We start from the raw sequence: 25,522 nt of genomic DNA, 5'->3' as shown, positions 1-25,522 counted from the left end.
AGTCACGTGATGACAAACACGGTGAAAGAGGCGAACGCGGCAGTGTCGACGCAGCAGACTTCGCAGGACAATCCGCTCGCGGACTTCGGTCCCAACGAGTGGATCGTCGATGAGATGTACCAGCGATACCTGGCCGACCCGACCAGCGTCGACCCCGCCTGGCACGATTTCTTCGCCGACTACAAGCCGGCGATGGCCAAGGGCTCGATCGCTACACCGGACGAGGCCAAGGCAGCCACGGCGACCGCGAGCGCCGCCAAGGCCGGCACGGACGCGCCCGCCGCGTCCACCGTGGCCCCGCCCAAGCCGGTGACGCCGCCGCCCGCCGCCCCCAAGCCGGCCCCGGCCAAGCCCGCCGCCGCCCCCGCGGCCAAGGCGACCCCCGCCGCCAAGCCCGCCGAGAACGGCGCCAAGGTCACCACCCTGCGCGGCGTCGCGGCCAAGATCGTGCAGAACATGTCGGCCTCGCTCGAGGTGCCCACCGCCACGTCGGTGCGCTCGGTCCCGGCCAAGCTGATGGTCGACAACCGCATCGTCGTCAACAACCACCTCTCCCGCGGTCGCGGCGGCAAGGTCAGCTTCACCCACCTCATCGGCTGGGCGCTGATCCAGGCGGTCCGCAAGCACCCGGAGATGAACAACTCCTTCGCCGAGATCGACGGCAAGCCCGCACTCGTCGCGCCGGAGCACATCAACCTCGGCATCGCCATCGACCTCGCGAAGAAGGACGGCTCCCGCACGCTGGTCGTGCCGTCCATCAAGAACACCGAGACGATGGACTTCCGTCAGTTCTGGCAGGCGTACGAGGACGTCGTCCGGCGCGCCCGCCGCAACGAGCTGACCATGGACGACTACTCCGGCACCACCATCTCGCTGACCAACCCCGGCGGCATCGGCACCGTCCACTCCATCCCCCGCCTGATGAACGGGCAGAGCGCGATCATCGGCGTCGGCGCGATGGAGTACCCCGCTCCCTGGTCCGGCATGAGCGACGAGACGCTGACCGAGCACGGCGTCAGCAAGGTCACCACGCTGACCAGCACGTACGACCACCGGGTCATCCAGGGCGCGCAGTCCGGCGAGTTCCTCAAGGTGATGCACGAGCTGCTGCTCGGCGAGCACGGCTTCTACGACGAGATCTTCACGTCGCTGCGCATCCCGTACGAGCCGGTCCGCTGGGTGCGCGACGTGGTCCGGACCTCCGAGGGCCAGATCGACAAGGCGGCCCGGGTCGTCGAGCTGATCCACGCGTACCGCGTCCGCGGCCACCTGATGGCCGACACCGACCCGCTCGAGTTCACCATCCGCAAGCACCCCGACCTGGACGTCCTCCAGCACGGGCTGACCCTGTGGGACCTGGACCGCAGCTTCCCGGTCGGCGGCTTCGCCGGCAAGCAGAAGATGAAGCTGCGCGACGTGCTCGGCGTGCTGCGCGACAGCTACTGCCGCCGGGTCGGCATCGAGTACATGCACATCCAGGACCCCGAGGAGCGCCACTGGCTCCAGGAGCGGGTCGAGGTCAAGTACACCAAGCCGGACGCCGACGAGCAGAAGCACATCCTGCACCGGCTCAACGCGGCCGAGGCGTTCGAGACCTTCCTGCAGACGAAGTACGTCGGGCAGAAGCGGTTCTCGCTCGAGGGCGGCGAGTCGCTGATCCCGCTGCTCGACGTGGTGCTCCAGTCGTCCGCCGAGGCGGGGCTGGACGAGATGGTGATCGGCATGGCGCACCGCGGCCGGCTGAACGTGCTCACCAACATCGTCGGCAAGCCGTACGAGAAGATCTTCAACGAGTTCGAGGGCTGGATGGACCCCAAGTCCGCCCACGGCTCCGGCGACGTGAAGTACCACCTCGGCCAGACCGGCAAATACACCACGCCGGACGGCGAGCACGCCACCACGGTCAGCGTCGTCGCCAACCCGTCGCACCTGGAGGCGGTGGACCCGGTGCTCGAGGGCATCGTCCGCGCCAAGCAGGACCGCCTCGACCTGGGCCTGCACGGATACACCGTGCTCCCGGTCCTGGTGCATGGTGACGCCGCGTTCGCCGGCCAGGGTGTGGTCGCCGAGACGCTCAACCTGTCGCAGCTGCGCGGTTACCGCACCGGCGGCACGGTCCACATCATCGTCAACAACCAGGTCGGCTTCACCACCGCCCCGGAGTACAGCCGGTCGACGATGTACTCGACCGACGTCGCCCGGATGGTCGAGGCGCCGATCTTCCACGTCAACGGTGACGACCCCGAGGCCGTGGTCCGGGTCGCCAAGCTGGCCTTCGAGTACCGCCAGACGTTCAACAAGGACGTCGTCATCGACATGATCTGCTACCGCCGCCGCGGTCACAACGAGGGCGACGACCCCTCGATGACCAACCCGCGGATGTACCAGATCATCGACACCAAGCGCAGCGTCCGCAAGCTCTACACCGAGGAGCTGATCGGCCGTGGGGACATCACCGTGAAGGAGGCCGAGGAGCAGCTGCGCGACTACCAGGGCCGCCTCGAGGACGTCTTCAAGGCCACCCGCGACTCGGCGGGCTCCCCGCCCCGGCCGCGGATCATCTCCGAGGAGCCGGAGCCCGGCGCGCAGACCGCCGTCGACGCGGCCGCCGTCCGCGCGGTCGGCCAGGCGCACGTCGAGCTGCCCGAGGGCTTCACCCCGCACAAGCGCGTCCAGCAGCTGCTCGACAAGCGCGCCAAGATGTCCTCCGACGGCGGCATCGACTGGGGCTTCGGCGAGCTGATCGCCTTCGGCACCCTGCTCAACGAGGGCGTCACGGTCCGGCTCGCCGGCCAGGACTCCCGCCGTGGCACGTTCGTCTCCCGGCACGCCGCGATCGTGGACGCCAAGACCGGCAAGGACTTCCTGCCGATCTCCACGCTGGCCACCGGCAAGGCCCGGTTCTTCGTGCACGACTCGCTGCTCAGCGAGTACGCGGCGATGGGCTTCGAGTACGGCTACTCGGTGGAGAACCCGGACGCGCTGGTCCTCTGGGAGGCCCAGTTCGGCGACTTCGTCAACGGCGCCCAGTCCATCGTCGACGAGTTCATCTCGTCCGGCGAGGTCAAGTGGGGTCAGCAGTCGTCGCTGGTGCTGCTCCTGCCGCACGGCATGGAGGGCCAGGGACCGGACCACTCGTCCGGCCGTCCCGAGCGTTTCCTGCAGCTCTGCGCCCAGGACAACATGCGGGTGGCGAACCCGACCACCCCGGCGAACTACTTCCACCTGCTGCGCCGCCAGGGCCTGAGCCCGAAGCGCAAGCCGCTGATCGTCTTCTCGCCGAAGTCCCTGCTGCGCCACAAGCTCGCGGTCTCCCCCGTCGAGGACTTCACCACGGGCACCTTCCAGCCGATCCTCGGCGACGCCGGGATCAACGGCCAGCCGCTGGACGCCGGCGCCGTCAAGCGGGTCCTGCTCTGCTCCGGCAAGGTCTACTACGACCTGTTCCAGGCCCGGGCCGACCGTGGTGTCACCGACACCGCGATCATCCGGATGGAGCAGATCTACCCGCTGCCGGTGGAGGAGCTCAAGGCGGTCCTCGCGCAGTACCCGAACGCCGAGGACTTCGCCTGGGTGCAGGAGGAGCCGGCCAACCAGGGCGCCTGGTCGTTCGTGGCGCTCAACCTGCTCGAGCACCTGGAGGGCGTGCGGCTGCGCCGCATCTCCCGCCCGGCGGCGGCCGCTCCCGCGGTCGGCTCGGTCAAGATGCACGATGCCGAGCAGCAGGCCCTGATCGAGGCGTCGCTGCCGCGCCAGTGACGATCCGTTCCTAGAGGGGGTGCTCCGCTGCGGCGGGGCGCCCCCTCTTAGTATCCGGGCATGTACTTCACCGATCGTGGCATCGAAGAGCTGATCGAGCGGCGCGGCGAGGAGACCGTGACCCTCGAGTGGCTGGCCGACCAGCTCCGCACCTTCGTCGACGCCAACCCGGAGTTCGAGACTCCGATCGAGCGTTTCGCCACCTGGCTGGCCCGCGACGACGAGGACGAGGAGTAACCACTCCCCGCGGGCGTTGCGCTGGACGACCGGCCGCGGCGGGCCGCGCTGACCAGGGTCGGCCGCGGAGATGCGGGTAGCCGGTTCGCCCGTTCGGGTGTCGTACCCCAGCAAACGAAACGGCCCGGTGTCCGCCGCCGGCAGGAACCAGCGACGGACCCGAGCCGGACCGAAAGTGGTCAGAAAGCCTCGGTGAGTCCCGCGACCCCGCCCGCCGACGCGTCCGCCGGCATCTTCGCCTTGGCGGCCTCGTCGCCGTAGAGCGTCCAGCGCCAGAAGTCGGTGGTCGTCGATGCCACCACCGCGGGCTGGTCGCGGTGCGGCAGGTGGGTTCCCTTCGGGATCTCCAGGAAGGCCTTCGGCCAGGTGACCTGGTTGTACGCCCCGTAGGCCTCCTCGTAGGTGACCGTCTCGTCGAGCTTGCCCTGGACGAACAGCAGTGGCGCGGGAGTGCCGGAGAACGGCGCCGGCGACGGCATCTGCCGGCCGGCGATCAGCACGCCGGCCTTGAGGCGCTCGTCGCGGCTGCTGGTGAAGAGACCGACCGTGGTGATCGCGCCCGCCGAGTGCCCCGCCGCGGCGATCTTCTCGGTGTTGATCGCGGTCGGCAACGCCTTCAGCACCTCGGTGATCACGAACTGCCCGTCGGCGGGCTGGTTGACCACGTCGTCGGCGTTGTAGACGGTCGCCTGGTTCCAGGTGTGCGGATATTTCGGGGCGGCGATCACGAATCCGGCCTGGGCCCAGGCGTTCAGCAGGTCGGCGTAGTCGTCAGGCTGGGAGGTCAGCCCGTGGCTGAAATAGATCATCGGGAACTGGCCGTCGCCGACCGGCTGCCAGATCTTGGTGGGCAGCGGCCGGTCGGTGCCGCGGCTGAGCTGCAACTCCTGGGTCGTGACCTGATAGGTCTGCTGGGGCGCGCCGGTGGCCGGCGCGGGCGACGAGGTGCCGGCCGTCGCGGAGGTGGCGTCGGTGTTCTCCGACTCCGTGGTGCAGGCACTCAGGCCGGCGACGGCGGCGATGGCGAGGGTGAGAACAGAACGACGATGCACCCGGACCATTCTGCCGCCTATTGATCAGAGGTTCCTGGTAGCGGCGGGTAGCCGACGTCACAGCGGGTCCGCCGAACAGGTGCCGCGCGGTGGCCAAACCTTGAAACCCTTGGCTAGGGTCAGGCGCATGTCTGACAACGTCGACCCCGCTGGCAACACCGAAGCGTTCCGGGCCTTCACCCGGGACACCCCGGAGGCGAAGGCCCCGTCCAAGGCGCCCCTCATCATCGGCGGTGTGGTCGCCGCCGTCGTGGTGATCGCCGTGATCGCCTTCCTGGTCCTCTGAGCACGTCGACCGAAGGTTCCGTCCGTCATAGGTCGCTGCCGGGCAGACCAGCCCGCGACGGGCTGCCGGAGTCACGGACGACAGTTCTGAGCAGGTGCTGAGAAGAGGCCGGTCAGAGCACCGCCCGCCGGGACTCCTCAGCGATCTCCAACTCCTCCTCGGTCGGCACCACGCAGACAGTGATCGGCGAGCCCTCCGGGGAGATGACCGTCTCGTTGCGCTGGTTGCGTTCCGGGTCGACCACGATCCCGAGCGCCTCCAGCCCGGCGAGCGCCGCCGCCCGCACGTGCCGCGAGTTCTCGCCCACCCCGCCGGTGAAGGTGATCGCGTCCACCCGGCCGAGCACGGTCAGGTACGACCCGATGTACTCCCGCAGCCGCCGGACGTAGACGGCGAAGGCCAGCTCGGCCTGTTCGTCCCCAGCCTCGTACCGCTCCTCGACCGTACGCATGTCGTTGTGGCCGGAGAGCCCGAGCATGCCGGACCGGCGGGTCAGCAGGTTCTCGATCTCGTCGAGCGGCAACCCCGCGACGCGGTGCAGGTGGAAGATCACGCTCGGGTCGACGTCGCCGGACCTGGTGCCCATGACCAGGCCGCTCAGCGGGGTCATGCCCATCGAGGTGGCCACGCTGCGGCCGCCCTGGACGGCTGTCGCGCTCGCCCCGTTGCCCAGGTGCAGGGTGATCACGTTGGTGTCGGCGACGTCCTTGCCGATCACCGCTGCGGTCTGCCGGGACACGTACGCGTGCGACGTCCCGTGGAATCCGTACCGCCGGATCCCCCACTGCTTCGCGGTCGGCAGGTCCAGCGCCCAGAGCACGCCCTCGTCGGGGATCGTCGAGTGGAACGCGGTGTCGAAGACCGCCACCTGCGGCACGTCGGGAAGCAGTTTGCGGGCCACCGTGATGCCGGTGAGCGCGGCCGGGTTGTGCAGCGGCGCAAGCGGGATCAACTCCTCGATCGCGGCCGCCACCTCATCGGTGATCACCGTCGAGGTGTTGAAACGCTCGCCGCCGTGGACCACCCGGTGGCCGACCGCGGTCAGATCGCTGAGGTCGACCTTCGCCATCAGGTCCCGCAGTGCCTCCTCGTGGTCGGCCGCGTCACCGCCGTCCTCGCCGATCCGCTGGATCAGGCCTTTCGCCAGGACCTGCGACCCGTCGAACAGCCGGTAGCGCACCGAGGACGAGCCGCAGTTCAGAACGAGTACCCGGCTCATCGTGCTCCTGCCTGAATGGCCGTGATCGCGACCGTGTTGATGATGTCCTTGACCGTGGCGCCGCGGGACAGGTCGTTGACCGGCCGCCGCAGGCCCTGCATGACCGGGCCGACCGCGACGGCGTTGGCCGACCGCTGCACGGCCTTGTACGTGTTGTTGCCCGTGTTCAAGTCGGGGAAGACGAAGACGGTGGCCTTGCCGGCGACCGCGCTGCCGGGCAGTTTGGCGGCGGCGACGGCCGGGTCGATCGCCGCGTCGTACTGGATCGGGCCTTCCACCGGCAGGTCGGGGCGGCGTTCCCGGACCAGGGCGGTGGCCGCGGCGACCTTGTCGACGTCGGCGCCGGAGCCGGAGCTGCCGGTCGAGTAGGACAGCATCGCCACCCGCGGTTCGATGCCGAACGCGGCCGCGGTCTGTGCTGAGGAGAGCGCGATGTCGGCCAGCTGCGCGGCGTCCGGGTCGGGGTTGACCGCGCAGTCGCCGTAGACCAGGACCCGGTCGGCGAGCAGCATGAAGAACACGCTCGACGCGACCGAGACGTCCGGAACCGTCTTGATGATCTCGAAGGCGGGACGGATGGTGGCGGCCGTGGTGTGGGTGGCGCCGGAGACCATGCCGTCGGCCAGTCCGGCGGCGACCATCAGGGTGCCGAAGTAGTTGACGTCGCGGACCACGTCGTACGCCAGGTCGAGGCTGACACCCCGGTGCTTGCGGATCTCGGCATAGCGGGCGGCGAAGTCCTCCCGCAGCGGGCTGGTGGCCGGGTCGACCAGCCGGGCGTCGCCGATCTCCACGCCCAGCTCACGGGCCCTCCGGTGGATCTCGTCCGGGTCGCCGAGCAGGGTCAGGTCGGTCACGCCGCGGCGCAGCAGCGTCTCGGTGGCCCGCAGGATGCGCTCCTCGGTGCCCTCCGGCAGGACCAGGTGCCGGCGGTCGGCGCGGGCCCGGTCGATCAGGTCGTTCTCGAACATCAGCGGGGTGACCCGGCTGGAGCGGGACACGTCCAGCAGGCGGATCAACTCGGCGGTGTCCACCGACTCCTCGAAGACACCGAGGGCCGCCTCCACCTTGCGGGGCGTGCTGAGCTGCGCCTCGATCTTGGCGGCGCCGGCGATCGTGTGGTAGCTGTCGGCCTTGGTGACCAGCATGGCCAGGCCGGTGTTGAGGCGTTCGATGACCCGGACCGCGCGTTCGTCGGCCGGCTCCCCGAGGGTCAGCACCAGGCCGGCCAGGGTGACGCTGCCGGCGGCGTGCGCGGCGCTGGCCGCCACCAGCAGGTCGGCGCGGTCGCCGGCGGTGATCAGCAGGGCGCCGTCGGTCAGGTGGTCCAGCACGGTCGGGACCTGCGCGGCGCCGACCACGTAGTCGAGGACGTCGCGTTCGAGCGCGGCCGGCGTCCCGTTGATCACGGTGGCGTCCAGAGCCTGGGCCACCTCGCCGACGGTCGGCGCGGCGATCATCGGCACGTCCGGGATCGCCCAGAACGGCACGGTCAGACCCTCGGGCGCGGCGCTCTCGCCGTCCGTCACCCGGTTGGCGATCACCGCGACCACGGTCGCGCCGAGATCGGTCAGCGAGTGGTAGGCGCTGCGCGCGGTGGCGGCCAGCGCCTCCGCGGTGCGTCCCTCGCCGTTGACCACCGGGATCACCACGCTGCCGAACTCGGTCGCCAGCCGGGCGTTGAACGCCAGCTCACGGGGCAGCTCGCCGCGGCCCTCCTCGGGCTTGTCGGTGAAGTCGCTGCCGATCACCACGACGGCGCTGCTCTTCCGCTCGACCTCGCGGTAACGCTCCACGATCCGGCCGATCAGCTCCTCGCGACGGCCGTCGGCGACCAGCGCGGACGCCTCGGCGTGCGTGACGCCGTAGGAGTCGTCGTAATCGATCGTTCCGGGATAGCGCTCACGCAACAGCGTGAGCATCGGATCCTGCCCCGCTCCGGAGACCAGGGGCCGGAAGACGGCGACCCGGGCGACCTGACGGGACAGCAGCTCGACGATGCCGAGCGCCACGGTCCCCTTGCCGACGGACGGGGCCAACCCCGCCACGTAAACGCTGCGTGCCACGGCTTCAAACTACCGGCCGGGATGGGTGGAGACCGGGTCGAAAGTCCCGTTCGGCCGATGACCCGCATCACGGGATCTCCTCGCACGGCCGCCCGCACACAAACGTCTGTCGATCAATGGGGACCATTGTCCTCGCCCAGGGGTGAATCACGTTCCGGCCGGCGGCCCGGAACCCCCGGCTTCCGGCCCGAGAAAGCGTGAGAATCACGCCTGATGGTCCACCGCGACCTTGCCGAAGACGTCACCCGAGGCGAGGCGGGCGAACGCCGACCCGACCTCGCTGAACGGGACGGTCGTGTCGATCACCGGGCGGACGCCGCGGGTGGCGCAGAGTTCGAGCAGGCCGGCGAGTTCGGCGGCCGTGCCCATGCTGCTGCCCAGGATCTCCAGTTGCATGGCGAAGACGCGGCGCAGGTCGATCTCGGCCCGGTGCCCGGCGGTGGCGCCGCAGACCACGATGCGGGCACCGGGCGCCGAGCACTTCATCGAGTGGTCGAAGGTGGGTGCGCCGACCGATTCGATGACGACGTCGACGCGTTCCGCCAGGCGCGCACCGGGTTCGACAGCGGTGGCGCCGAGGGCCGCGATCCGCTCGCGTTTCCCGGCGTCCCGGCTGGTGGCGTAGACCCGCTTGCCGAGGGCCGCGGCCAGCACGACCGCGGCCGTGGAGACGCCACCGCCCGCGCCCTGGACCAGCACCGCCGAGGCGTCCGCGATCCGGCCCCGGGTGACCAGCATGTGGTACGCGGTCAGCCAGGCCGTCGGCAGGCAGGCCGCTTCCACGAAGGACAACTCGGGCGGTTTGGGGATCAGGTTCTCCCGGGGCGCGGCCAGGCGTTCCGCGATGGTGCCCGGGTGCCGTTCGGAGAAGAGCGAGTAGCCCCGCGGGTCGGCCTTGTCCTCGACCACCGGGAAGACGACGACCTCGGCGCCGTCCGGGTCCACGCCGGCGGCGTCGCAGCCGAGGATCATCGGGAGCCGGTCGGCGGGCAGGCCGACGCCGCGGAGCGACCAGAGGTCGTGGTGGTTGAGCGAGGAGGCCCGCACGTCGACCGGCACCCAGCCGTCCGGCACATGCGGTTCGGGCAGATCGGCGACGGTCAGCCCGCGCAGGGGCTCGTCCGGGTGCAGGGCGGAGGCGTAGGCGGCTCGCATCCTCCGACCCTAACGCCGTGATCCCCGCTGTCCGGCCCTGATGAAAGGCCGGGCAGCGGGGGCAGATCGGATCAAGCGGGCAGGGGCTCCTGGGCCTGCGCCGGGACCGGGACGGTGGTCCGGCGGGCCACGCCGTCCTGCACCGCGGCCTCGGCGACGGCCGCGGCGACCGCCGGGCCGACCCGCGGGTCCAGCGGCGACGGCACGATCGCGTCGGGACGCAGGTCGTCGGCGACGATGGCGGCGATCGCGTCGGCGGCCGCCACCTTCATCCGGTCGGTGACGGTGCGGGCCCGCACGTCGAGGGCGCCGCGGAAGATGCCCGGGAACGCGAGCACGTTGTTGATCTGGTTGGGGAAGTCGCTGCGGCCGGTGGCCACGATCGCCGCGTACTTGTGGGCGATCACCGGCAGGACCTCCGGGGTGGGGTTGGCCAGCGCGAAGATGATCGCCTCGGGGGCCATCCCGGCCAGCGCGTCCTCGGCGATGCTGCCGCCGGAGACGCCGATGAGCACGTCCGCGCCGATCAGCGCCTCGGCGGTCCCGCCGGTGCGACCGGAGATGTTGGTCGTCGCGGCCAGCTCGGCCTTGACCGGGGTGAGGTCGGTGCGCTCGGCGTGGATGATGCCCCGCGAGTCACAGACGATCATGTTGGCGCCCTGGATGCCGGCCGCGATGAGGGTCTGCGTGATCGCGACACCGGCGGCACCGGCGCCGCTGACCACCACTCGCAGGTCGGCGAACCGGCGGCCCTGGAGGGCGGCCGCGTTGCGCAGCGCGGCGAGGGTGACCACCGCGGTGCCGTGCTGGTCGTCGTGGAAGACCGGGATGTCCAGCTCGGCGTCGAGCCGGCGCTCGATCTCGAAGCAGCGCGGGGCGCTGATGTCCTCGAGGTTGATGCCCCCGAAGGACGGCGCCACGGCCTTGACCGCGGCGATGATGCCTTCGACGTCCTGGGTGTCCAGGCAGATCGGGATCGAGTCGACCCCGCCGAACTGCTTGAACAGGACGGATTTGCCCTCCATCACCGGCATCGCCGCCTTGGGGCCGATGTTGCCCAGGCCGAGGACGGCCGAGCCGTCGGTGATCACGGCGACGGTGTTGGCCGTCCAGGTGTAATCGGGGTAGAGGGTCTCGTCCTCGGCGATCGCCTCGCAGACCCGGGCGACGCCGGGGGTGTAGGCGAGGGAGAGGTCGTCCCGGCTGGCGAGCGGGACGGTCGAGCTCATCGTCATCTTGCCGTGCCGATGCAGGTCGAAGACCGGATCGGCGGCGAGGGCGGGGTCGAGCTCGAAACTGAAGTAAGACACGGTGACTCCACACGGCATCGTCGTTGATACGTGGCACCCGCCACTACCTGGTCGCGAGTATGCGCCAGTGGGCGGTGCGAGCGGGGATCACCCGGGATAGCGACCGCAGCACGAGTGTGCGCTGGGGATACTGGAGCCTAACTTAGCTTCCAGGGACGCGGGTAGTAGCGGAACAACACCCGCCCAACGACGTCGGCGGGCCCGTAGACACGGGAGTCGTCCGAGGCGAACGTGTTGTCGCCCTCGACCCACCAGCCGCCGTCCTGTTCCCGGACCGCGCGTTTGACCACCAGGCGGGGCAGTCCGGAGAAACGCGCCACCACGATGTCGCCGGTCCTTACCCGTGGGGTGCGCAGCACCACGAGAGCGTCGCCGTGCCGGAGCGCCGGGACCATCGACGGACCCTCCACCGACACAGCGAACAGCGGTAATTGCCATCTCAAGGCATCAAGCCTCCGTCGCGTTACCCCATGGATGTAAGGGGTACTGTCAACCCGGATCATCGCAAATCTCATGGAGGAGTCCTGATGCGACTTCCGCGTTTCCTCACCCCGCGCACCGTGGTCAGCGCCCACTGCGACCTGCCGTGTGGCGTCTACGACCCGGCGCAGGCTCGGATCGAGGCCGAGTCGATCAAGGCCATCGCCGAGAAGTACCAGGCGAACACCGACCCCGAGTTCCGCACCCGGGCGATCCTGATCAAGGAGCAGCGCTCCGAGCTGGTCAAGCACCACCTGTGGGTGCTGTGGACCGACTACTTCAAGGCCCCGCACTTCGAGAAGTACCCGAACCTGCACCAGCTCTTCAACGAGGCCACCAAGCTCGCCGGCGCGACCGGCGCCAAGGGCTCGGTCGACCCCGCCGTCGCCGAGCAGCTGCTCGGCAAGATCGAGGAGATCTCCAAGATCTTCTGGGAGACCAAGCAGGCCTGAGGCCGTCGCCGTCACGGCCGGTACGTCCGCGGCGACGTACTGGCCGCGACCGGCTAAAGTCTCCCCCAACGGGAGGAGTGACTCGGGTGACTCAGCTGACGGAGATGGAGCCGGACGTCGGAGACGACGTCGTCCTGCTGACTGTTCCCGCCGACGGGGGTTACCTCGGTGTCCTCCGGACGGCTACCGCGGGTCTTGCCGCCCGCCTGCATTTCGCCCTCGACGAGATCGAGGATCTGCGCATCGCCGTCGACGAGGCGTGCGCCATGCTGCTGGCGATCGCCACCCGCGACGCCGAGCTGGAGTGCCGGTTCACCGTCACCGAGGACGCGCTGACCGTCGAGGTCACCGTCTCCACGGTGCGTGGTGCCCGGCTGCCGTCCGAGTCGTCCTTCGCGTGGAAGGTGCTGACCGCACTGACCACCTCGGCCGAGGCCGAGAGCAGTGGCCGGCACGCGACGATCCGCCTGTTGACCCAGCGCACCGAGTTCTAGGCACAGCCTTCTAGCGCACCGTCTCGGCGATGTAATCGAGGTGGCGGCCCGCTGCCCGGCTCGCGCCCTCGGCCTCGCCGTTGGTCAGGCAGTCCAGCAGCATCCGGTGGTCGGCGTCGATCCGGTTCCAGTAATCACCGGGCAGACCGCCGGTCAGCTCCTCGCCGTACGACGCCTCGTACAACGGGCGTCCGACCAGCTCGAACAGCGGATTGCCGGTGGCTTTGGCGACGGCGCGGTGGAATGCCGCGTGGGCCGCCATCATGGTGTCGAACTCGTCGATCGCCGGGTCGAAGAGCGCCCCGCGCAACTCGATCAGGTGATCCTCGGTGCGCCGGAGCGCGGCGAGCCCGGCGGCCGGCACCTCGAGTGCCCGGCGCAACTCCAGCAGGTCGGCGAAGCCTGTCACCGCCGAGTGGCTGAGCAGGGCGAACCCGGTGGAGAGCGCATCGGCCAGGTGTTCGGCGTCGGGGTGCGCGACGAAACTGCCCCCGGTCACACCCCGGGTGGTGACGATCAGATGCTGACTGGCCAGGAGCCGCAACGCCTCCCGCACCGTGCTCCGGCTGACGCCGATCTTGACGCACAGCTCGGGTTCCGGCGGCAGCCGTTCACCGGGCTGCAGTCGTCCGGACGTGATGTCTGCCCGCAACTCGTCGGCGAGCTGCTGATATGCGGGCGGGCGCACCGTTGAGCCGGTCACCCGTCCAGGTTAGGCCCTGATCGGCTCGGTGAGACCCGCTAATCGACTCCCAACGCTCGACTGCTCGGCGGGACCAGGATCAGCACCGCTGCCAGGGCGCCCAGCACCAGCGCCGCCAGGCCGACCGCGAGCATCTCGATCTGGATCAGGAAACCGCCGGTGGCCAGCAGGAACAGCTGCACCACCACGGCCGGTCCGCGGGCCCGCACCGAGCGTCGGCCGAGTGCGCGGGCGACGAGGAAGACCGCGACCGCGGCCAGCGCGGCCATCACGGTGAGCGAGGCGGCCACCGCAAGGTGCAGGTCGTCGGTCGTCAGATCGAGGACCAGGAGGTACGCGGTGAGCGCGCCGAGCCCGAAGGACTGCAGGTAGAGGAGGCGGACTCCCCAGTCCAGGGTGTTCACACGGTCCGTCACGTCTTTCTCACCGGTCACCGATGCACCATACCGGCCCCCGAGCGCCGTTCCGGCAGGTACAGTGCCGCCCATGCGAGCGTTGCTGGTTGTCAACCCGCGGGCCACGACGACCAGTGAGCGCAGCCGGGACGTGCTGGTCCGCGCGCTGCGCAGTGCCGTCGACCTGACTGTCCGCTACACCGAGCGCCGGGGGCACGCAACCCAGCTGGCCCGCGAGGCCGCGGAGAGTGGTGTCGACGTGCTCGTCACCCTGGGCGGTGACGGCACCGTCAACGAGGCGGTGAACGGACTGCTCACCGCCCCGCCTCCGCTGACCGGCGAGGTCGGTCCGCCGGCTTTCCGGCTGCCCGCGCTGGCGGTGGTGCCGGGTGGCTCGACGAACGTCTTCGCCCGGGCCCTGGGCATGCCGAGCGACTGGGTGGACGGCACGAGTGTGATCCTCGACGGGTTGCGCGACGGGCGGCACCGTGTCATCGGTCTGGGCCGGGCCGACGACCGGTACTTCACCTTCACCGCCGGCCTGGGCCTGGACGCGGCGGTGATCCGCGGGGTGGAACAGTCCCGGCTGACCGGCCGCACCTCCACCCCGGCGCTGTACATGCGTTCGCTGGCCGGGCAGTTCCTCACCCGTGCCGAGCGCCGGGATCCGCCGCTGACGCTGGAACGCCCGGGTGAACCGTCGATCTCCGGGCTCGGCATGGTGATCGTGCAGAACACCGCGCCGTGGACCTACGTCGGCGACAAGCCGCTCCACCTCAACACCAGCGCCTCGTTCGATCTCGGGCTCGACGTCTTCGCCCAGCGCCGCCTCACCGTCACCAGCACGACCAGGACGGTGACACAACTCGCGTGGCGGTCCGGTGATCCACGAGGTAAACATTTGTTACGGCTACATGACATCACCGAGTTCACGGTGGTGGCGGCCCGCCCACAGCCCTTCCAGCTCGACGGCGACTATCTGGGAGAGCGGCAGAAGATGCACTTCGTGTCCGTTCCCTCAGCGCTGCGTGTGATCTGCTGACTTCGGGGTACGTCTTTGGAGTCGTGCTCACGATCCGTTACAGAAACACGCTCAAAAGGTCGGCGAAGTGGGCGGGACCGTACTACATTGATGGGAGCGTTCGCCAACCGGCTCCGGCAGGAACGGCTGAACCGGACATATGGGTACGTGAGCCAGCTCACCCACCGGGAGAAACTTCCGGCGCTACCCTTGACATCGCGCAAGTTCGTGAAAGCATTCACAAGCGAAAAGAAGTAACCGGTTGCTGCTAGTACGCGTTCCATATCAGGAGACGCGGAACAGCCACCAAACACAAAAGCTTGCACACGCAGTGGTGACCTTGCGGGCACAACCCGTGGATCACGACAGCGTATGCATATAGGTAAACAGCACTGTTTTCATTACCCCATCCGAAACAAGGAGTTTGCCGCCATGGACTGGCGTCACGATGCGATCTGCCGCGACGAGGACCCTGAGCTGTTCTTCCCGATCGGGACGTCCGGCCCGGCGCTCCTGCAGGTCGAGCAGGCCAAGGCCGTGTGCCGGCGGTGCCCGGTGACCGAGGAATGCCTCTCGTGGGCACTCGAGTCCGGACAGGACGCCGGCGTATGGGGCGGGATGAGCGAGGACGAGCGGCGCGCGGTCAAGCGTCGCGGCGGCCTTCGAGTCAGCGCCCCCACCGCCTGAATCAATCCCCCACACAGCATTTACGCCCCGGGCCTCACGGCACCGGGGCGTCTTGCTGTTTCGGGTCACTCACCCTCGGTTCTCATTCCACTGTGCGCAAATGCGATCACCGTACGTTTCCCCGCATCCACGAAATGATCTCGAAATTCCGATCGCAGCGCTTTGCGTCAACATCTCGGCACACTCCGCATTGGACGATCACCGCTCGGCTTGAGCGTGGAGATCGCCGGCGAGGCCCGACCATCCCTCTTCGTCGCATAGCGCAGAGTGATCGTCGCACTGAGTGAGTACACAAAAGGGGTAGAGGCCGGCAGCCGGGCACGGCGCTCCGCAAAGCGGGCGGCCGAGGGGGTTCAGATGCCCGCAGCGGACCCGAAAGCATGATCTTCGGCCTTGGAGATCAGGCCGACCGCCGCAAAGCCGCAGAAACGCGCTGGGACGCGCGAAGGCCGACCGCCTCCACACGTCCCAGGACGTTGTAACAATCCAGCGGGCCCTCAGGCCGCCGAAGCCGCCACATGGCCGAGCACCGAGTCCGCCCGGGCCGCGACCAACCGGACCAGTTCGGGCACCGCGCCGAGCGGTTCGGCCACCGCCACCGCCCCGGCCTCCCGGGCGGTACGCGCCGCGGTGTCGTACAACAGGCCCGGCGCGAGGAAGTAGGCCGCCATCGCGGGCCGCCGGGCGCCGGCCGCCCGCAGGGCCGTCACCGCCTCACCGGCGTTCGGGCCCTCCCCCGAGGCGTACGCGACAGCCGCCGGGATCCCGAGCCACCGGCCGAACGCGGCGGCGGCGTCGGCGACCGTCCGCCGGGCCGCGGCGTCCCGGGTGCCGGCCGACGCCAGCACCACGGCGTCCAACTCCGGTTCCGTCACGGCGAGCCGCCGCCACAACGCGGACAGCAGCAGCGGCGACACCGGCCCGGCGCCGGGCGCCGGGCCGAGTACCTCGGTGAGGCCCACCCGGACCGGAAGCGGCCGGGCCGCCTCGACCACCGCGGGCAGATCCACCCGTCCGTGGTAGGCCGACGTCAGCAGCAGCGGCACCAGAGCCGCCCGGCTCCCGGCCGGCAGCGACGCCAGCACATCCAGCGGTCGCGGACCGGCGTGATCAAGGTAGGACGCCCGGACCGTCCAGTCCGGGCGGGCCCGGTGCACCGCCCGGGCGAGCGCCTCGGTGGCCACGGCCGCCCGCGGGTCCCGGCTGCCGTGCGCCACCAGGACCACCGCGGGCCGGCGAGCCGGGATCAGACGTGCAGACCGCATTCGGTCTTCTCGAACATCGCCCAGCGACCGGCGCGCGGGTCCTCGCCGGCCTTGGTGCGGCGGGTGCACGGCCAGCAGCCGATCGACCCGTAGCCCTTCTTGAACAGCTCGTTGACCGGCACGTTCCAGCGGCTGATGTAACGGTCGACCTCGGCCTGGGTCCAGGCGGCGATCGGGTTGACCTTCACCTTGCCCTTCTTCGGGTCGAAGGCGACGACCGGCGTGTTGGCCCGGGTCGGCGACTCGTCACGGCGCAGACCCGTGGCCCACGCGTCGTAGTCGCTGAGCGCCCGCTCCAGCGGCTCGACCTTGCGCATGAAGCAGCACTCGTCCGGGCTGCGGTTGAAGAGCCGCGGGCCGTACTCGCCGTCCTGCTGCCCGACGGTCTGCCGGGGCCGGATCGACCGGACGTTGACGTTCATCGTGCGGATCACGGTGTCCCGGACCTTCAGGGTCTCCGGGAAGTGCAGGCCGGTGTCGAGGAAGACCACGTCCACGCCGGGAGCGGCCCGGGAGAAGAGGTGCGCGACGACGGCGTCGGCCATCGAACTGGTGACGCAGAACCGCTCGCCGAAGGTCTCCGCCGCCCAGGCCGCGATCTCCTCGGCCGGGCGGCCCTCCAGCTTCCCGGCGGCCTCGGCCGCGAGATCCTTCAGCTCTTCGGGGGTACGCCGGCCGTCCTCAACCGGTGCACCCAGGTTTATCAGTCCGAGACTCGAGGCGTTGAGGAGACTCATCGATTCACTCCCTCTTCCGCGCTCTCTCGGGCCGTCCCGATCCGCGCAGCCAGCAACCCGTTGAACTTCACCGTGAAAACGCGGGCGCAGGAGTGGCACTCCCAAGCCCCGTGCGAGGCCTCGTTGGGGAAGAGGTCCTCGTCTCCGCAGTAGGGGCAGTACATCGGGGTGGATCGGGCGTCGCTCATTTCAGGAGCCCCTCGTCCGCCCGGACGACCCAGTTCGCGAACGTCTCACCGGACGTCCGGTCGTCGAGGTAGTGGCGGGCGATGCGCTCCACGTACTCCGGAAGCTCCTCCGCCGTGGCTTTGAGGCCCCGGACCTTGCGCCCGAAACCGGCGGTCTCCCCCTTGGCCATGCCGAGCGCGCCACCGAGGTGGATCTGGAAACCCTCCACCTGCTCGCCGTGTGCGTTCATGACGAGCTGACCCTTGAGGCCGATGTCGGCGACCTGGGTCCGGGCACAGGCGTTCGGGCAGCCGTTGATGTGCACCGAGATGTCCGCGTCGAAGTCCGCCAGGCGCTCCTCGAGCCGGGCCACCAGCTCCTCGCCACGGGCCTTCGTCTCGACGATGGCGAGCTTGCAGTACTCGATGCCGGTGCAGGCCATCGTGCCGCGGCGCCACGCCGACGGACGGGCCTCCAGGCCGATCCCGCGCAGGGCGGTGACCAGCGATTCCACGTTCTCGTCGGCGACATCGAGGACAAGCAGTTTCTGGTACGCGGTGAGCCGCACCCGCTCCGACCCGTGCGCCTCGGCGAGGTCCGCCAGACGGCTCAGCTGGGTGCCCGAGGACCGGCCCACGACCGGCGCGGCCCCGATGTAGTTCCGTCCGTCGTTCTGCTTGTGCACGCCGATGTGATCGATCGGCTTCTCCGGCAGTTCCGGCGCGGGGCCGTCGAGCAGGGTCCGGCCCAGGTATTCCTTCTCGAGGACCTCGCGGAACTTCGCGACACCCCAGTCGGCGACCAGGAACTTCAGGCGGGCGCGGTGGCGCAGCCGGCGGTACCCGTAGTCCCGGAAGATCCCGATGACGCCCTCCCAGACGTCCGGGATCTCCGCCAGCGGCACCCAGGCGCCGAGACGCTCGGCCAGACGCGGGTTGGTGGACAACCCGCCGCCGACCCACAGGTCGAAGCCGGGGCCGTGCTCCGGGTGGTTCACCCCGACGAACGAGATGTCGTTGGAGGTGTACGGCCCGTCGGCCAGCCAGGAGATCTGCGACTTGAACTTGCGGGGCAGGTTCGAGTACGCCGGGTCACCCACGTACCGCTTGACGATCTCGTCGATCGCCGGGGTGCCGTCGAGGACCTCGTCCGCGGAGATCCCGGCGACCGGGCTGCCGAGCACGACCCGGGGACAGTCCCCGCACGCCTCGGTGGTCTGCAGACCGACCGCTTCGAGCCGCCGCCAGATCTCCGGCACGTCCTCGACCCGGATCCAGTGCAGCTGAATGTTCTGCCGGTCGGTGATGTCCGCGCTGTCCCGCCCGAACTCGGTGGAGATCTCCGCGATGACCCGGAGCTGCGCGGTGCTCAGCGCCCCGCCGTCGACCCGGACCCGCAGCATGAAGAACTCGTCCTCGAGCTCGTGCGGCTCCAACACCGCCGTCCGCCCGCCGTCGATCCCCGCCTTACGCTGGGTGTAGAGCCCCCACCAGCGAAAACGCCCACGAAGGTCGGCCGGGTCGATCGAGGCGAAACCGCCGTGCGCGTAGATGTTCTCGATCCGCGCCCGGACGTTGAGCGGGTTGTCGTCCTTCTTGCTGCGCTCGTTGGGGTTGAGCGGCTCACGGTGGCCGAGAGCCCACTGGCCCTCACCGCGCACCTTGCGGGGGCGGGCGGCAGGTCGTGCGGCGGCTGCGGCTGGGGTGTCACTGAGCGCCATGGCGGCGGTCCTCCGGGTTTCGTGGGCGTGCGAAGCCGCTCACGGCCCTGGGAGGCTCGTGACATCTGTGTCAGGAGTGGGCCCGGCGGTCACGCACCCGAGAAATAGAGCATCGGGTGGTGTCAGGAAGCCGGACACATGGCGCTGCGGACACGGCCGTAATCAACGTGGCGGCGAGCCACGAAGCGGCGGTCCAGGGCAGCGGTCATAGGCCAAAGCCTCTCACGCCAGAGGAATCTGGGCCAGCACGGTCCAGATTTCGGGAGTGTGTCAGGTAACACAACGCCAACATCTTGTAACAGTTTGTTCCTAGACTCGCGCACCGCCCAGAACGCCACTACGCGACGCCGGCGAATGCTGTGCCGGCGTCGCGTAGTGATGAGATGCAGGTCAGAAATCCTCGAGGAGCGGACGTGCCCGATATCCGAGGATCAGTTTCTCCAGAGCCCTGGGCAACGGGCCGTAGGTCGCCAGCGAATCCAGGACGTGGTAGAGCTCGCCGGTCTCATCGACCGCCAAGAGGAAGGGATAGCCGTACGAGAACTCTCCCACCGGGAACAGACTTCGTCCCAGCTCCGCACTCCACTCCCCCAACCGGTCGTCACCCACGCCCCGCATCGGATCGAGCTCGAACGCCTCTCGGGCCTTCTGCACCCCCGGACCGTCGATGTTCACGAACAATCCACCGAACTCGGCAAGGAATCGCGCCGCGGCGTCATGCATCGAGAAATCGTCGGCCAGCCCTGACCTCCACGGCTCCACATCGACGTGGCGGCCCGGCTTCCATCCCGCAGCACTGAGAATCTCAAGCACCTCGGCTGGAAAACGGTAGGGGTACTTCTGTCCCGGATGGGTCATTTACCCTTCACCTCCCGGACTGCCCATAACAATCCGAACCACCGTGTCAGGACGGCACAGCTGATGCAAGCGCCCCACGGGCGTAGGTGTGTTGGCTTGTGGGGGCGATCGATCGTGTATGCCGCAACCCTGGAACCTCTCAACATCGACCTTGTCGTTGAGCGCCTCGGTAAGGCACACCGGGAGGCCACAGGATCCATGCCCGTTGCTGCGATGCCGCTTCGGGATGAAGTTCAGGATCCGCTGGACCGACTTGTGCAGCACCGGCTTCTTGCCCTTGATGCTGGTCGACTTGTAGATCTTCGTGCCCCCACCCGGCAGAGTCACCTCCAAAGCCTCGGCCATGCCGGGGCGTTTCGAGTTCGAGAGATTCTCGTGCTCCTCCGCAAGGGCCTTCGCGACCGCGTCGACCTCACAGAACCCTTCAGCACCCTCGATCCGGATGAAGCCACCACTGTTGTGGACGAGAAGATACCCACCGGGCGTGCCGACGTAGTAGGTGTGAATGTCGTCGACCGTCAGGTTGTAAACCGTGGCGATCGCGTCATAGGCGGCCACCGCCAATACGGTGGCGCGAGCACCGTCCGGAGTCAGAAGTTGCTGCCCCGGCTTGAGATGCTCAGCGGTCAACCAGGCCCGCTCGTTCTCCACCCAGAACGGGTGGCCGTCGGTGGCGGTCAAGTCGCCGTCGGACCTGTCGTCACCGTCGAGATCGACATCGATCTCGACCGGGTGTTTGACCCCGGAACCGCGAATCAGGGCAGTGACCGGGCGCGAGCCGGACTCACCGGTTACCGGGTCGGCTGCTGCCACCTGGTCGTCGAGCTCCACCTCCTCGATGGGTTTTGATGTGCCGTCGGCCATCAACACCGGTGTTCCCGGAACAAAGCTGTTGCAGTCGCCACCGATCGCCGCCGGCCCAGGACCGTCCGCCTTCTTCGCAACGTCCTTCACCGCACCAGCACCACGTGCGGCCGTCTTCGCCTGGCGAACTCCGGGGATCATCCCGGCAACGCCCATCGCGCAGCCCATCGTGTCGCCACCCACACAGGACTTCGCCGTGTCGATCGCTCCGGCGACTGCCGCCACCGCTCCTGCGGCGGCCGCGACGACCTGGGCCGGCGGAGGAAGGACCGCAGCCACCATGGCCACAGCGCCGGCTACATCCGAGATGGTTCCGACGTTGTCGACCACGGCCTTCGCGGCTGTTGCTGCGCCGCTCGCCACCGCGCTGCCGACCTTTGCAGACCGTTCTTGATCGAGCCCCAGAACAGGCCGTCCGGGTCGCTGAAGGTGGTCGGGTTGTTGTTGGCGTACGCGTACGGGTGCATCCGTTGCGGGTCGTACTCGTCGATCTCAGGATCGACCGAGATGAACGAACCCATCCTCGGGTCGTAGAACCGCGCACCGAGCAGGGTCAGGCCCGTCGGGTCGGCGACGCCGCCGACGAAGCCCTTCTGTCCGGAAGGCCACTGCGGAGTCGCGATGCTGCTGCGGGCGTTGCCGTACGGGTCGTTGTACTTGACCGTCTCCACCCGAGCCGGTCGGGTAGTGACCGATGACCGAGAAGTTATTCACTCTCCGCTTATGCACTGACACACTCGGCCACAGGGATCACCACTGGGGGCCGCGATGCTCGCTCAGCCGTCCGACAACTCCCCGACCCGACCACTGTCCGGCTCGCGCCGTACCCGGCCGCGCGGGCCGCGCACCCTGTTCTGGACCGTCGCGCCGTTCCTGGTGCCGACCGTGGTCACCGCCGCGATCGCGCTGATCGGCGTCACCGGCCCGGCTCTCGCCCCCGCCGAGATCCCGGTGCCCGGTGGGCCCGCCGCCATCCTGGAACGGTTCCGCGACGACGACGCCGTCGACGCCCTGCACCACGTCTTCCTGCACTACTGGTCGCCGGTCGCCGGCGACTCACTGCTCCTGCTGCGCCTGCCCTCGGTGGTGGCGATGGCGATCGGCGCCGGTCTCGCCGGGGAACTCGGCCGGCGTCTGCTCGCGCCCGGCACCGGACTGCTCGCCGGCCTGCTGCTGGCCGTCCTGCCCACGGTCGGCCGCTACGCCCAGGAGGCGACGCCGTACGCGTTCGCGTTCCTGACCGCCACCGCCGCGACCCTCCAGCTCTACCGCACGCTGGACCGGCCCGGCGCCGGACGCTGGACCGGGTACGGACTACTGGTCTGCCTGACCGCGCTGCTGCACGTCGCGGCACTGCTCATGCTCGCGGGACACGCGTACACGATCTATTCACGGTGGCGGCTCAGCCGGGAGCAGGCGCTGTTCTGGTGGTTCCCGGTGACCGTGCTGTCACTCGTACCCCCGGCGCCCCTGATCTCTCTCGCGGCCCGGCAGCATGCCGATCAGCTCGGGTGGCACCCGCATCCGGTCTGGGATCTCGCCAGGGCGGCGCCGGAGGCGCTGACCGGCTCACTCGGCGGACTGATCGTCATCGGACTGGCGTTCGCCGCACGGTGGCCGGACCGGGCCCTGATCCGCGAGCTGGCGGCGCTGGCCCTGGTGCCGCCGCTCGCCCTGATCATCGCCTCGTTCCTGCTGGCCACCCCGGTGTGGCACCCGCGGCACGTGCTCCTCGCCCTGGTGCCGCTCACCCTCTGCGCGGCGGCCGCCCTACGTGGCCTGAGGCTGCGCGCCCTGCTGGTGCTCGCCGTGGTGGCCGCTCTCTAGCGTTTCTCCAACGGCACGACCAGCACGGCCTCGGTCCCGCCGCCGGCCCGGTTGCGCAGTTCGATGCTGCCGCGCAGTTCCCCGGTCGCCAGAGCGTGCACGATCTGCAGGCCGAGCCGGTTGCCGCCCTCGAACTTGAAGCCGTCCGGCAGTCCCTTCCCGGTGTCCGCAACCGTGACGTGCAGCTGTTTGCGGAACCGGTACGCCGAGACGACCACCTCACCGAACTGGTCCGGATCCGGTTCCACGACCGGGGCGTCGTCGTCCTCGTCGGCCGGGAACCCGTGCTCGACCGCGTTGATCAGCAGTTCGTTGAGCACCATCACCAGTGACGTGGCGATCTCGGCCGGGAGTATCCCGAAGGTGCCCTCGCGGCGCATCCGCACCGGGAAGCTGGTCGCGGCCACGTCGGTGGCGGCGGTGGCCACCCGGTCGACGATGCCGTCGAACTCGACGGCCTCCTCACTGGACATCGACAGTGTCTCGTGGACGAGGGCGATCGACGCGACCCGGCGCACCGATTCCTGCAGCGCCATCTTGGCCTCCGGGGCGGCCACCCGCCGGGCCTGCAGGCGCAGCAGGGCCGCCACCGTCTGCAGGTTGTTCTTCACCCGGTGGTGGATCTCCCGGATGGTGGCGTCCTTCGTCATCAGTGCGCGTTCCCGGCGGCGCACCTCGGTGACGTCACGGACCAGCACCAGCGCGCCGATCGGCACCCCGGCCGGCAGCAGCGGCAGCGCCCGGGTGAGCACCATGGCGCCGCGGGCCTCCACCTCCATCCGGGCGGGGGACTCGCCGCGCAGCGACGCCAGGATGCGTTCCGCGGCGTCGTTGCCCTCCAGCGGGTCGGCGGAGAGCCGGCTGGCCAGTTTCGCCAGTTCCTCGCCGACGAGGTGGGAGTTGAAGCCGAGCCGCCGGTACGCCGACTGCGCGTTCGGGCTGGCGTAGGTGACCTTGCCGGACGCGTCCAGCCGGATCAGGCCGTCGCCGACCCGGGGTGCCGAGGTGGTCTCCCCCGGGTGCCGGGCCGGCGGGAACGTCCCGTCGGACACCATCTGGGCCAGGTCGTCGGCGGTGGTGAGGTAGTTCAGTTCGAGCTGGCTCGGGGTGCGCGCGGTGCTCAGGTTGGTGTCGCGGCCGATCACCGCGATCACCTCGCTGTACCCCTCCTCGACGTCGGTGGCGTCACGGCGGCGCACCGGGATCGCCTCGTGGCGGGCGGGGGTGTCGCCGTACCAGACCGGGTCGCCCTCGCGCCAGATGCGCTCCTGGGTGATGGCCACGTCGAGGTGCGCCACCTCCGGCCCGCCCACGATCTTGCCGACCTGGTCGTCCTGGTACGCCGTGGGCGCGGTCACCGGCCGGACCTGGGCGACGCAGAGGAACTCCCGTGGCTTCCTCGGCTCTCCCTTGATCGGGACCCAGAGCAGCAGGTCAGCGAAGGAGAGGTCGGACAGCAACTGCCAGTCTCCGGCGAGCCGGTGCAGGTGGTCGATGTCGACCGGGCTCAGGCTGGTGTGTTCTTGGACGAGGTCGCGCAGGGTGGACACGGCCCAAGCCTGCCACGGACTTGTTTCCCTAGAGGGTCGCGGTGACCTTCTTGAGTCCGCGGGGGCTGTCCGGGTCCTCCCCACGGGCCAGGGACAGGGCCAGGGCGAGCTGCTGCAGCGGCAGGATGTCGAGCAGCGGGCTGTGCCGCTCGTCGACCGCGGGGACAGCGAGCCGGGCCGAGGCGCCCGGGACGTCGGTGGCGCCGATCGTGACCACGTCGGCGCGGCGTTCGCCGAGCCGGGCGACCACGTCGCGCATCGACTGCCCGCCGGGGCCCTCACCGACGACCGCGAGGACCGGCACGTCCGGGTCGGCCATCGCCAGCGGGCCGTGCTGCAGGTCGGCGCCGGAGAACGCCAGCGAGGGCACGTAGGAGGTCTCCATCAGCTTGAGCGCGGTCTCCCGGGCGGTCGGGTAGGCGTAGCCGCGGCCGGTGGTGACGATGCTGGAGGCGAACCGGTAGCGCTGGGCCAGTTCGGCGGCGGCCGGGTCGGCCAGGGTCTGCTCGGCGAGCTCGGGCAGTCGTGCCAGGGCGGCGCGTTCGTCGGCGGGCAGTGCGCCGTCGCCGGCCCGGATGCCCTCGACCAGCATGAGCAGGGCGAGCAGTTCCGCGGTGTACGTCTTGGTGGCTGCGACCGCCCGTTCGTGACCGGACGCCACGTCGATGGAGAGCTCGGCGGCCTCGGCGAGCGGCGAGCCGGGGTTGTTGGTGACCGCCAGGGTCAGCGCGCCGGTCTCCCGGGCCACCGCCATCACCCCGGTCAGGTCGGGGGAGCCGCCGCTCTGGCTGACGCCGACGACCAGGGTCCCGGTGAGGTCGGGGCGGGCGCCGTACAGCGTGATCGCGCTCGGCGAGGAGCTGGCGACCGGCAGGCCGAGCCGGATCTCGGTGAGGTATGCCCCGTAGAGCGCCGCGTGGTCGGAGGTGCCGCGGCCGACGAAGAGCACGTGGCGCGGCTTGCGGCGGGCCACCTCGGCGGCCACCTCAGCGATCGCGGCGGACGGCCCGTCCTCGAGCAGGCGTGCGAATCCGGCTGGTTGTTCCGCGATGTCCGTTGCCATCCCGTGGCCTCGCTCCGACATGTCTTCCTCCCCTGATGTCCAGATTTTCGCGCATCCGATGCGCAGTCTTGCAATATTGAGCTTACTAGGTCAAGGTTTCGAGCAGAAGTGCGCAAGACTGAGGACTGACATATGTTGTGCGGTTCCCCTAGGG

At 69.6% G+C, this 25,522-nt stretch carries 25 protein-coding genes; 8 read left to right on the top strand and 17 right to left on the bottom strand.

The window, feature by feature from the left end; genetic code table 11:
- The first annotated feature begins 42 nt into the window (after window positions 1–42).
- Complete coding sequence (locus QSK32_RS19210) at window positions 43–3,759, top strand: multifunctional oxoglutarate decarboxylase/oxoglutarate dehydrogenase thiamine pyrophosphate-binding subunit/dihydrolipoyllysine-residue succinyltransferase subunit (RefSeq protein ID WP_045745797.1); 3,717 nt, start codon at window positions 43–45, stop codon at window positions 3,757–3,759.
- A gap of 60 nt (window positions 3,760–3,819) precedes the next feature.
- On the top strand, window positions 3,820–3,996 hold the full coding sequence (locus tag QSK32_RS19205; protein ID WP_169792511.1) for a DUF6104 family protein: 177 nt from the start codon (window positions 3,820–3,822) through the stop codon (window positions 3,994–3,996).
- A gap of 179 nt (window positions 3,997–4,175) precedes the next feature.
- Here QSK32_RS19205 and QSK32_RS19200 read toward each other — a convergent pair whose 3' ends face one another.
- Window positions 4,176–5,048 (bottom strand): alpha/beta hydrolase family protein, encoded by an 873-nt coding sequence (locus QSK32_RS19200; RefSeq protein ID WP_285472669.1) that lies wholly within the window; start codon window positions 5,046–5,048, stop codon window positions 4,176–4,178.
- A gap of 127 nt (window positions 5,049–5,175) precedes the next feature.
- Here QSK32_RS19200 and QSK32_RS19195 point away from each other — a divergent pair, with 127 nt between their 5' ends.
- Window positions 5,176–5,334: a hypothetical protein gene (locus QSK32_RS19195; protein WP_169792510.1), complete on the top strand. Its 159-nt coding sequence runs from the start codon at window positions 5,176–5,178 to the stop codon at window positions 5,332–5,334.
- 112 nt (window positions 5,335–5,446) lie between these two features.
- Here QSK32_RS19195 and QSK32_RS19190 read toward each other — a convergent pair whose 3' ends face one another.
- The 5 genes from QSK32_RS19190 to QSK32_RS19170 all read right to left on the bottom strand — a co-directional run bounded on the left by QSK32_RS19190 (window position 5,447) and on the right by QSK32_RS19170 (window position 11,527).
- Entirely contained in the window at window positions 5,447–6,553 is a 1,107-nt protein-coding gene (locus tag QSK32_RS19190; RefSeq protein WP_045745796.1) for an acetate/propionate family kinase, read from the bottom strand.
- Window positions 6,550–8,619 (bottom strand): phosphate acetyltransferase, encoded by a 2,070-nt coding sequence (gene pta / locus QSK32_RS19185; protein ID WP_045745795.1) that lies wholly within the window; start codon window positions 8,617–8,619, stop codon window positions 6,550–6,552. Before pta ends, QSK32_RS19190 begins: the two co-directional genes overlap by 4 nt.
- 204 nt (window positions 8,620–8,823) lie before the next feature.
- The gene (locus tag QSK32_RS19180; RefSeq protein ID WP_045745794.1) at window positions 8,824–9,774 is read right to left on the bottom strand and encodes a zinc-binding dehydrogenase; all 951 of its coding nucleotides are present in this window, start codon (window positions 9,772–9,774) and stop codon (window positions 8,824–8,826) included.
- A gap of 71 nt (window positions 9,775–9,845) precedes the next feature.
- Window positions 9,846–11,102, bottom strand: a complete 1,257-nt coding sequence (locus tag QSK32_RS19175) for an NAD(P)-dependent malic enzyme (protein WP_045745793.1) — start codon at window positions 11,100–11,102, stop codon at window positions 9,846–9,848.
- 119 nt (window positions 11,103–11,221) lie between these two features.
- Window positions 11,222–11,527, bottom strand: a complete 306-nt coding sequence (locus QSK32_RS19170; RefSeq protein ID WP_045745792.1) for a S24/S26 family peptidase — start codon at window positions 11,525–11,527, stop codon at window positions 11,222–11,224.
- A gap of 84 nt (window positions 11,528–11,611) precedes the next feature.
- Here QSK32_RS19170 and sodN point away from each other — a divergent pair, with 84 nt between their 5' ends.
- Entirely contained in the window at window positions 11,612–12,016 is a 405-nt protein-coding gene (gene sodN / locus QSK32_RS19165; RefSeq protein ID WP_285472668.1) for a superoxide dismutase, Ni, read from the top strand.
- A gap of 104 nt (window positions 12,017–12,120) precedes the next feature.
- Window positions 12,121–12,510 carry an ATP-binding protein gene (locus tag QSK32_RS19160; RefSeq protein ID WP_045746635.1) on the top strand — a complete coding sequence of 130 codons (390 nt, stop codon included), beginning with the start codon at window positions 12,121–12,123 and terminating at the stop codon, window positions 12,508–12,510.
- A gap of 10 nt (window positions 12,511–12,520) precedes the next feature.
- On the opposite strand, the gene QSK32_RS19155 is transcribed toward QSK32_RS19160, so the two are convergent.
- Both QSK32_RS19155 and QSK32_RS19150 read right to left on the bottom strand, forming a co-directional pair.
- The gene (locus QSK32_RS19155; protein ID WP_045746598.1) at window positions 12,521–13,213 is read right to left on the bottom strand and encodes a FadR/GntR family transcriptional regulator; all 693 of its coding nucleotides are present in this window, start codon (window positions 13,211–13,213) and stop codon (window positions 12,521–12,523) included.
- 38 nt (window positions 13,214–13,251) lie between these two features.
- A complete protein-coding gene (locus QSK32_RS19150; protein WP_285472667.1) occupies window positions 13,252–13,647 on the bottom strand; it encodes a hypothetical protein in 396 nt (131 codons plus the stop codon).
- Window positions 13,648–13,699: 52 nt separating this feature from the next.
- Here QSK32_RS19150 and QSK32_RS19145 point away from each other — a divergent pair, with 52 nt between their 5' ends.
- Entirely contained in the window at window positions 13,700–14,650 is a 951-nt protein-coding gene (locus tag QSK32_RS19145) for a diacylglycerol/lipid kinase family protein (protein ID WP_045746599.1), read from the top strand.
- Between the two features lie 411 nt (window positions 14,651–15,061).
- A complete protein-coding gene (locus QSK32_RS19140; protein ID WP_014694499.1) occupies window positions 15,062–15,316 on the top strand; it encodes a WhiB family transcriptional regulator in 255 nt (84 codons plus the stop codon).
- Window positions 15,317–15,813: 497 nt separating this feature from the next.
- Here QSK32_RS19140 and QSK32_RS19135 read toward each other — a convergent pair whose 3' ends face one another.
- From QSK32_RS19135 to QSK32_RS19105, 7 genes are all read right to left on the bottom strand, one after another.
- Window positions 15,814–16,581 carry a sirohydrochlorin chelatase gene (locus QSK32_RS19135; protein WP_285472666.1) on the bottom strand — a complete coding sequence of 256 codons (768 nt, stop codon included), beginning with the start codon at window positions 16,579–16,581 and terminating at the stop codon, window positions 15,814–15,816.
- The gene (locus QSK32_RS19130) at window positions 16,563–17,318 is read right to left on the bottom strand and encodes a phosphoadenylyl-sulfate reductase (protein ID WP_045746601.1); all 756 of its coding nucleotides are present in this window, start codon (window positions 17,316–17,318) and stop codon (window positions 16,563–16,565) included. Before QSK32_RS19130 ends, QSK32_RS19135 begins: the two co-directional genes overlap by 19 nt.
- Window positions 17,315–17,506, bottom strand: coding sequence for a hypothetical protein (locus QSK32_RS19125; RefSeq protein WP_045746602.1), 192 nt, complete (start codon window positions 17,504–17,506; stop codon window positions 17,315–17,317). The genes QSK32_RS19130 and QSK32_RS19125 overlap by 4 nt, the downstream gene beginning before the upstream one ends.
- A complete protein-coding gene (locus QSK32_RS19120) occupies window positions 17,503–19,206 on the bottom strand; it encodes a nitrite/sulfite reductase (RefSeq protein WP_285472665.1) in 1,704 nt (567 codons plus the stop codon). The genes QSK32_RS19125 and QSK32_RS19120 overlap by 4 nt, the downstream gene beginning before the upstream one ends.
- A gap of 390 nt (window positions 19,207–19,596) precedes the next feature.
- Window positions 19,597–20,064, bottom strand: coding sequence for an SUKH-3 domain-containing protein (locus QSK32_RS19115; protein WP_045746604.1), 468 nt, complete (start codon window positions 20,062–20,064; stop codon window positions 19,597–19,599).
- Complete coding sequence (locus QSK32_RS19110) at window positions 20,065–21,258, bottom strand: Hint domain-containing protein (RefSeq protein ID WP_285472664.1); 1,194 nt, start codon at window positions 21,256–21,258, stop codon at window positions 20,065–20,067.
- Entirely contained in the window at window positions 21,225–21,599 is a 375-nt protein-coding gene (locus QSK32_RS19105; protein ID WP_285472663.1) for an RHS repeat-associated core domain-containing protein, read from the bottom strand. Before QSK32_RS19105 ends, QSK32_RS19110 begins: the two co-directional genes overlap by 34 nt.
- Before the next feature lie 97 nt (window positions 21,600–21,696).
- Between QSK32_RS19105 and QSK32_RS19100 the strand changes: the two genes are divergently transcribed.
- Window positions 21,697–22,755: a glycosyltransferase family 39 protein gene (locus tag QSK32_RS19100; protein ID WP_045746606.1), complete on the top strand. Its 1,059-nt coding sequence runs from the start codon at window positions 21,697–21,699 to the stop codon at window positions 22,753–22,755.
- On the opposite strand, the gene QSK32_RS19095 is transcribed toward QSK32_RS19100, so the two are convergent.
- Complete coding sequence (locus QSK32_RS19095; protein WP_045746607.1) at window positions 22,752–24,305, bottom strand: sensor histidine kinase; 1,554 nt, start codon at window positions 24,303–24,305, stop codon at window positions 22,752–22,754. The genes QSK32_RS19100 and QSK32_RS19095 overlap by 4 nt on opposite strands.
- 28 nt (window positions 24,306–24,333) lie before the next feature.
- Window positions 24,334–25,368 (bottom strand): SIS domain-containing protein, encoded by a 1,035-nt coding sequence (locus tag QSK32_RS19090; protein WP_045746608.1) that lies wholly within the window; start codon window positions 25,366–25,368, stop codon window positions 24,334–24,336.
- Between the last annotated feature and the right edge of the window lie 154 nt (window positions 25,369–25,522).

This window comes from Actinoplanes sp. NBRC 101535, assembly GCF_030269225.1.
Classification (GTDB): domain Bacteria; phylum Actinomycetota; class Actinomycetes; order Mycobacteriales; family Micromonosporaceae; genus Actinoplanes; species Actinoplanes rectilineatus.
Note: the sequence above shows the minus strand (reverse complement) of the source record. Positions and strands in the feature narration are given on the sequence as shown.